Annotated in this window: 7 protein-coding genes; 4 read left to right on the plus strand and 3 right to left on the minus strand. The window is 68.9% G+C overall.

Going from position 1 to position 7,706, the window contains the following annotated elements; translation table 11 throughout:
* Positions 1 to 123 precede the first annotated feature (123 nt).
* The gene (locus G3N94_RS38405) at positions 124 to 1,761 is read right to left on the minus strand and encodes a GMC family oxidoreductase N-terminal domain-containing protein (RefSeq protein WP_205799428.1); all 1,638 of its coding nucleotides are present in this window, start codon (positions 1,759 to 1,761) and stop codon (positions 124 to 126) included.
* 451 nt (positions 1,762 to 2,212) lie between these two features.
* On the opposite strand from G3N94_RS38405, the gene G3N94_RS38410 reads away from it, so the two are divergent.
* Both G3N94_RS38410 and G3N94_RS38415 read left to right on the plus strand, forming a co-directional pair.
* A complete protein-coding gene (locus G3N94_RS38410; RefSeq protein WP_205799429.1) occupies positions 2,213 to 2,515 on the plus strand; it encodes a hypothetical protein in 303 nt (100 codons plus the stop codon).
* A gap of 39 nt (positions 2,516 to 2,554) precedes the next feature.
* Positions 2,555 to 3,973 (plus strand): coniferyl aldehyde dehydrogenase, encoded by a 1,419-nt coding sequence (locus G3N94_RS38415; RefSeq protein ID WP_205799430.1) that lies wholly within the window; start codon positions 2,555 to 2,557, stop codon positions 3,971 to 3,973.
* Between the two features lie 84 nt (positions 3,974 to 4,057).
* Here the strand turns inward: G3N94_RS38415 and G3N94_RS38420 are convergent, their stop codons facing one another.
* Both G3N94_RS38420 and G3N94_RS38425 read right to left on the minus strand, forming a co-directional pair.
* Positions 4,058 to 5,080: a serine/threonine protein kinase gene (locus tag G3N94_RS38420; RefSeq protein WP_205799431.1), complete on the minus strand. Its 1,023-nt coding sequence runs from the start codon at positions 5,078 to 5,080 to the stop codon at positions 4,058 to 4,060.
* A 40-nt stretch (positions 5,081 to 5,120) separates the two neighbouring features.
* On the minus strand, positions 5,121 to 5,333 hold the full coding sequence (locus G3N94_RS38425) for a hypothetical protein (RefSeq protein ID WP_004198969.1): 213 nt from the start codon (positions 5,331 to 5,333) through the stop codon (positions 5,121 to 5,123).
* Positions 5,334 to 5,716: 383 nt separating this feature from the next.
* Between G3N94_RS38425 and G3N94_RS38430 the strand changes: the two genes are divergently transcribed.
* On the plus strand, positions 5,717 to 6,967 hold the full coding sequence (locus tag G3N94_RS38430; protein WP_205799433.1) for an MFS transporter: 1,251 nt from the start codon (positions 5,717 to 5,719) through the stop codon (positions 6,965 to 6,967).
* A 362-nt stretch (positions 6,968 to 7,329) separates the two neighbouring features.
* A partial coding sequence (locus G3N94_RS38435; RefSeq protein ID WP_205799432.1) for an EamA family transporter occupies positions 7,330 to 7,706 on the plus strand: 377 nt, incomplete at its 3' end.

Genomic DNA, 7,706 nt, shown 5'->3' on the forward strand with positions numbered 1-7,706 from the left:
GCCGCACCGTCAGCCGGCGCAGCACCGCTCGACGGCGCGCCATCCGCTGCGGCCGGCGCGACCGTGAGCCGCGTCGGCCTCGTCGATACGTTTGCCTGAGCATCGCCGCCCGGTGCGCGCCGTTCAGCGGCCGTGCACCGAGGCCGTCTCGCCGCGCGGCGAGCCGGCCTTGCGTGCGGCGACGATGAAGTCCGCCGCACGCTCGCCGATCATCACCGACGGCGCATTCGTGTTCCCGCCGACCAGCGTCGGCATCACTGACGCATCCACCACGCGCAGCCCTTCGACGCCGCGCACGCGCAACTGCGGATCGACGACCGCGCGCGCATCCGTGCCCATCCGGCAGGTGCCGACCGGGTGATAGATCGTGTCGGCATGCTGAACGATCGTCGCGCGCAGCTCGGCTTCGGTCTGGTCCGGCCGCGTGTACAGCTCGCGCCCGCCCTGCGACGCGAGCGGCGCCTGCGACAGGATCCGCCGCATCGCGTGCGCGCCGCGCACGAGCAGGTCGAGATCGCGCGCATCGTTGAAGAAGCGCGGATCGATCAGCGGCGCATCGCGCGTGTCGCCGCTCGCGAGCGTCACCGTGCCGCGGCTGAACGGCCGCAGCGCGCACACGTGCAGCGAATAGCCGAAGCCCCAGTGCATCTTGCGGTTGTGATCGTCGACGAGCGCCGTGCAGAAATGCAGCTGCAGGTCCGGCCGGTCGAGCGACGGGTCGCTCTTGATGAAGCCGCCCGCCTCCGCGACGTTGCTCGTCATCATCCCGGTGCGGCTCGAGAAGTAGCGCGCGAGCGCGGGCGTCATCTTCGCGATCCCGCGCAAGCAGATGCCGACCAGCTCCGACGAATTCACACGCGTGTTGATGATGAAGTCGATATGGTCGATCAGGTTCGTGCCGACGTCCGGCGCGTCCTGCACGACCGCGATTCCGTGCCGGCGCAGCTGCTCGGCCGGGCCGATGCCCGAGCACATCAGCAGTTGCGGCGAATTGAACGCGCCGGCCGACACGATCACTTCCGCGCGCGCGCCGAGCGTCTCGACGCGCCCGTTGCGCGACACCGCGACGCCGATCGCGCGCTTGCCGTCGAAGCCGACGCGCAGCACCGTCGCATCGGTGATCACGTGCAGGTTCGGCCGGTTGCGGCCGTAGATGTACGCACGCGCGACGCTGCAGCGCGAGCCGTCGCGATGCGTGACCTGGTAGAAGCCGACGCCTTCCTGCGTCGCGCCGTTGAAATCATCGTTGAGCGGATAGCCGGCTGCGTGCGCGGCCTGGATGAATCGTTCGGAGAACGGATTGCGAAAGCGCAGATCGGACACCGTGAGCGGACCGTCCGCGCCATGCCACGCGTTCGCGCCGTGCTGGTTGCCTTCCGCGCGCCGGAAGTACGGCAGCACGTCCTGCCAGCCCCAGCCTGTCGCGCCGAGTTCCGCCCATTCGTCGTAGTCGCGCGGATGGCCGCGCGTGTAGATCATCGCGTTGATCGCGCTCGAGCCGCCCATCCCGCGCCCGCGCGGCTGGTAGCCCCGGCGGCCGCCGAGGCCCGGCTGCGGCACGGTCTCGTAGCCGTAGTTGGTGCCGAGCCTGAACGGCACGAGCGCCGCGATGCCGACCGGCATGTTGACGAGCAGGTTGCGCTCCGTGTGCGAACCGGCCTCGATCAGCGCGATGCTCGCATCGGGGCACGCGTCGGCGAGTCGGCCCGCGAGACTCGCGCCGCCGGATCCCGCCCCGACGATGATGTAGTCGTAATGCATGCATGTCTCCTTCATGTCATGAAGGGCGCCCGGCGCGGCCGCGCGGCCCGAGTCGTGTCTTGTAGTGTTCGGGCATTGTAGGAATGGCCGCCGTGCGCGCGGCGCGCCGATTCAAGAGCGATTCCTCTAAACGTGCGCGTGAACTAAATTTAAGATGCGTGGATTCGCTTGGCGCGACGCAGCCGGCCGCCAGAAGCCGATCTGTCGCGAAATGGGAGAGACACTGATGCAGCGACACGTTCTGCAGGCCGTGTGCCGACCGGGTTTTCCGGCTGCGCCGCCCCTGCCCCGCATTTCGTTTCAAACGACAGCCTGCGCGAGCACGCGCGCAGCGACGCGCGCGGCGCGCGGCAATCGAACGGCGCGGGCCGCCCCCGCGCGTTTGGAACGCACGCCGGCGGCATCCTCCGGCTGGCCGAGAATTGCGTCCGCCAGCGTGCGGCAATGCTGCGTGCGCGTGCATGCGACATGGTCCGCCGCGCCGTTTCGCGCGATCGTTTTGTGCACCCCGTCACTGCGCGAGCGCGCATCGCGCACCGCATCCCGCGACGTTTTCGTGTGCGCAGACCGTCGCGCGGATGCGACGCCCGAATGCGGCCGGCATGCGACGGGCGACGCGATGGGCAATCTGATCCCGCGCGACACCTTGGCCGCCGCCTTGCCCTACGCCGTACAGGATGCCGCATCGAACGGCGGCATGCCGCCCAACCCGATCCGCCACGCCGCGCTCGTCGAGCGGGCGCTTGCGGCCTGACTGCTGGCCGATGCGCCACGCTCAACCGGAGAAGACGCCATGAAAAACGATCTGCCCGAACTCGCTGCCCTGACTTCGTTGCTGCACGACCAGCGCGCCGCCTACCTGCGCGCGCCGTATCCCGACTGGGACACGCGCGCGAAGCACCTGCGCGCGCTGCGCACGATGCTGATCGACAACGCCGACGCGCTCGCCGACGCGATCAGCGCGGACTTCGGCCATCGCGCGAAGCAGGAAGTGCTGCTGTCGGAAATCTGGATGGCTAAGGAAGAGATCGACGACGCGCTGAAGCACGGCAAGCGCTGGATGAAGCCGATCCGCAAGCCGATGAACAAGTGGATGCACCCCGCGCGCGCGCGGGTGATTCCGCAGCCGCTCGGCGTGATCGGGATCGTCGTGCCGTGGAACTATCCGGTGCTGCTCGCGGCCGGCCCGCTGATCTGCGCGCTCGCGGCCGGCAACCGCGCGATCGTCAAGATGTCCGAACTGACGCCGCGCACGTCCGCGCTGTTCGAGCAGCTGATCGAGAAGACCTTCTCGCGCGATCACGTCGCGGTCGTGAACGGCGACGCGGAAATCGGCGCCGCGTTCAGCGCGCTGCCGTTCGACCATCTGCTGTTCACCGGTTCGACGCAGGTCGGCCGGCACGTGATGCGCGCGGCGGCCGACAACCTCACGCCCGTCACACTCGAACTCGGCGGCAAGTCGCCCGCGATCGTCGGGCCGAATGCGCGCTTCGACGCGGCGGTCGACGCGATCGTCGCGGGCAAGACGCTGAACGCGGGCCAGACCTGCATCGCGCCCGACTACGTGCTGCTGCCACGCGGCATGGAAGGCGCGTTCATCGAGCGCGCGCGGGCGCGGCTCGCGAAGATGTATCCGGATTTCGCGCGCAACGCCGACTACACGACGATCGTGTCCGACCGCCATTTCGCGCGGCTGCAGCAGCTCGCAAGCGACGCGCAGGCGGCCGGCGCGCAGCTGTATCCGCTCGCCGACGCGTCGTCCGATCCCGCGTCGCGCCGCTTCGTGCCGTGCGCGGTCACGCACGTGAACGCCGGCTCGCAACTGATGCAGGAAGAGATCTTCGGGCCGCTGCTGCCGCTCGTGCCGTACGAACGGCTCGACGAGGCGATTGCGTACGTGAATGCGCGACCGCGGCCGCTCGCGCTCTACCTGTTCGACGAAGACAGCGGCACGGTCGACCGCGTGATGCGCGAAACGATCTCGGGCGGCGTGTCGGTCAACGAGACGCTGATGCACATCGCGTGCGGCAGTTTGCCGTTCGGCGGCGTCGGCGCGAGCGGGATGGGCGCGTATCACGGCTACGACGGCTTCGTGACGTTCTCGAAGATGAAGCCGGTGCTGACGCAGGCGCGCCTCAACGCGCGCAACCTGCTCGCGCCGCCGTACGGCAAGCGCTTTGCCGCGCTGATCAAGCTGATGCTGAAGTTCTGATGCGGGGCAAAGCGGGCCGCGTGCCCGCTTTGCGGACCTTTGCGGTCGTCTACCGGCGCACGACCGCGCCGGCGCGCATCCGTCTCACACGGGCCAGAGCGGCCCTTCCTGCATCGCGCCGATCTGCTCGCGCAACTCGAGCACGCGCGCTTCCCAGTAACGATGGGTGTTGAACCACGGGAACGCGGCAGGAAACGCGGGATCGTCCCAGCGCCGTGCGAGCCAGGCCGCGTAGTGAATCAGCCGCAGCGTGCGCAGCGCTTCGATCAGATGCAGTTCGCGCGGCTCGAATTCGCAGAAATCCTCATAACCGGCGAGCAGGTCCGCGAGCGCGCGCGACGCGCCCGCGCGATCGCCGGGCAGCAGCAGCCACAGATCCTGGATCGCGGGCGCCATTCGGCTGTCGTCGAAATCGACGAAGTGCGGCCCCGCATCGGTCCACAGCACGTTGCTCGGATGGCAGTCGCCGTGCGCACGCAGCAGGCGGATCTCGCCCGCGCGTTCGAACGCGGCCTCGACGCCTTCGAGCGCGAGCGTGACCGCTGTCTCATACGCAAGCCGTACGTCGTCCGGAATGAAATCGTGCGCGAGCAGGTAGTCGCGCGGCTCGTAGCCGAACGTGCGGATGTCGAGCACGGGCCGCGCCGTGTACGGCTCGGTCGCGCCGACCGCGTGGATGCGGCCGATGAAGCGGCCGAGCCATTCGAGCGTGTCGCTGCGGTCGAGATCGGGCGCGCGGCCGCCGCGGCGCTCGAAGATCGAGAAGCGGAAGCCGTCGTACGCATGCAGCGTGCGGCCGTCGAACGCGCGCGCCGGCACCGCCGGAATCTCGCGCGCGACGAGTTCGGCGACGAATGCGTGTTCTTCGAGGATCGCATCGTCCGACCAGCGCGCGGGACGATAGAACTTCGCGACGATCGGCGGGCCGTCTTCGATGCCGACCTGGTAGACGCGGTTTTCGTAGCTGTTGAGGGCGAGCAGGCGCCCGTCGGTACGCAGACCGGCCGGCATCAGCACGCTGTCGAGCGCATCGAGCACGCATTCGGGCGTGAGGCCGGCAAACGGCGGCCCGGCCGGGGAGGCAGCAGCGGAGGTGACTTCGTTCATGCCGCGCATTGTGCCGCCAGCCGGGCCGAAAGACGAGCGCTCAATGCAGCGCCGCGCCAGCCGGCAACACGGATTCGCCGGTGTCGATCAGGTCCTCGAGAAAGAACGGCTCGGTGTTGAGTTCCTTCGACTCGCCCGGTACCCCCGCGTACCAGGTCACCATCGCCATGTCGCCCAGGATGCGCTGGACGATGCCGCGTGCGCCCTTCGGCACCGCGATATGGGTAGTGCAGACAATCGACCCGACATGCATGATGTTTCCCCACTCTTGATTCTTGAAACCCGGCCAACCAGCACGACCGGCAAATGCACGACACGCGCGCCGCCTGCCTGGCGATCGCGCGTATCCCATTGTTCCCGGTTTATCGAAGCGCGAAAAGAAGAAGAAGCAGGCAAAGTGCCGCGAATTCGTCGAATGTCTCCAATCAACCACTGCGCCACCCGCGCAGTTGCGCGGCCGACGCCCCCATCATACCCTGTCGAATGTGACCGTCCGCCGAACCGGGCCGACCGGCTCCGGCGCACGCGATTTCCGCAACCGGCGTATCGTTTCTCTTTTGCCGTGTTGCCTGGAGATTCTGCGTGACCGTTCGTTCCGGCACGACATCGCCGACCCCGCCCGCAGCCGCCCCTGCAATGGCCCCCGAAGTTACCCACGACGTTGCCTCCGACGTTGCGCCTGCTTCCGTCACCTACCTCGAGCGCGGCTCGCGCAGCTACTGGCGTGCGAGCCTCGCGCTGCTGTTTGCGGGCTACGCGACGTTCTCGCTGCTGTACTACGTGCAGCCGCTGTTGCCGGAATTCTCGAATGCGTTCGGCGTGAGCCCCGCTCAGAGCAGCCTCGCGCTGTCGTTCTCGACCGCCGCGCTCGCGCTCGCCGTGTTCGTCGCGGGCTTCGTGTCCGAAGGACTGAGCCGCCACCGGCTGATGACGGCATCGCTGGTGCTCGCGTCGCTGCTCACGATCGTCGCCGCGTTCGCGCCGCACTGGCACCAGATGCTCGTGCTGCGAACGCTCACCGGGCTCGCGCTTGGCGGCGTGCCGGCGGTCGGCATGGCCTATCTCGCCGAGGAAGTGCATCCAGACGGACTCGGCCTCGCGATGGGCCTTTATGTCGGCGGCAACGCACTCGGCGGAATGGCCGGACGCGTGATCGCCGGCGTGCTCGCCGACCTGTTCACGTGGCGCATCGCGGTCGGCACGATCGGCGTGCTCGGGCTCGCGTCGGCGCTCGCGTTCCGTGCGCTGCTGCCGCCGTCGCGCCACTTCACGCCGAGCCGCGGCCTCGGTTTTGCGCAGCATCGCGCAGCGCTCGCGCGGCACCTCGCCGGCCGCCGCGAACTGCCGGTGCTGTTCGCGCTCGGCTTCCTGCTGATGGGCGGCTTCGTCACGCTGTACAACTACATCGGCTACCGGCTGCTTGCGCCGCCGTATTCGATGAGCCAGGCGACGATCGGCGCGATCTTCGTCGTCTACCTGGCCGGCGTCGTCGCGTCACCGTGGTCCGGCCGCATGGCCGATGCGCTCGGCCGCGGCCGCGTGCTGATCGCGAGCATCTGCATCATGCTGGCGGGCGTCGCGCTGACGCTGCTGCATCCGGTCGCCGCGATCGCGCTCGGCATCGCGTGCGTGACGTTCGGCTTCTTCGCCGGCCATTCGATCGCAAGCGGCTGGGTCGGCCGCCTCGCGACGCAAGGCAAGGGCCAGGCCGCCGCGCTGTACCTGCTGTCGTACTATCTCGGCTCGAGCATCGTCGGATCGCTCGGCGGACGCTTCTGGAGCGCGAGCGGCTGGCCGGGCGTCGCGGGCCTCGTCGCCACGCTGCTCGCCGCCGGCCTGATCGCAACGCTGTGGCTGCGCGGCCGCGAGCGCGCGGGCCACGCATGATGCGTTCGCGCCGGTTGCCACGGCAACCGTTCTTGCGTTACCTTTAACGCTCGTTCGCATTCAACCGAATTCAACCCGCATTCCGCATTCTGTGACGATGCCTTTGCTCACGCACCCCGTTTCGATGTCCCGGCCGCCGCTCGACGCGCGGCTGCGGGCGTGCGCGCATCCGTCGGCACCGCCCCCTCCTGTCGATCCGCCGCTCGTCGGCGCGGCGCCGCCTCCTCCGGCGGCGTGCGCCGGCTGACTGCCGGCTCCGGTTTTTCCGCTTCCATTCGCCAGCATGCCGTTCGTGCGTCGTAACGCACGGTGCGGTGTGCGCTCGCATGGAACGTCCTTATCCGTTCGACAGGTGGATTCAGATGGTTTCGTTCAAACGCGCGCTCGCCGCGCATGGGGCGACGTCGCTCTTCGTGCTGCTCTGGAGCAGCGGGGCGATCTTCGCCGAACTCGGTCTGCGGCATGCGTCCGCATTCGTCTTCCTCACCGCGCGCTTCGCGCTTGCATCGCTCGTGCTGCTCGCGCTGGCCGCCGCACGCGGACGCTGGCTGCCCGCGCCCGGTGAACGGCGCATCGCGGCCGTCACCGGGCTGCTGATGATGGGGGGTTATTCGATCTTCTATCTGCTCGCGCTCGAACGCGGGATCGCGCCCGGCATCCTCGCGACGATCCTCGGCGTGCAGCCGATCCTCACCCTCGCGATCGTCGAGCGGCGCTGGCAGCCCGCACGCGTCGCGGG

This window comes from Burkholderia sp. Ac-20353, assembly GCF_017104785.1.
Lineage (GTDB): Bacteria > Pseudomonadota > Gammaproteobacteria > Burkholderiales > Burkholderiaceae > Burkholderia.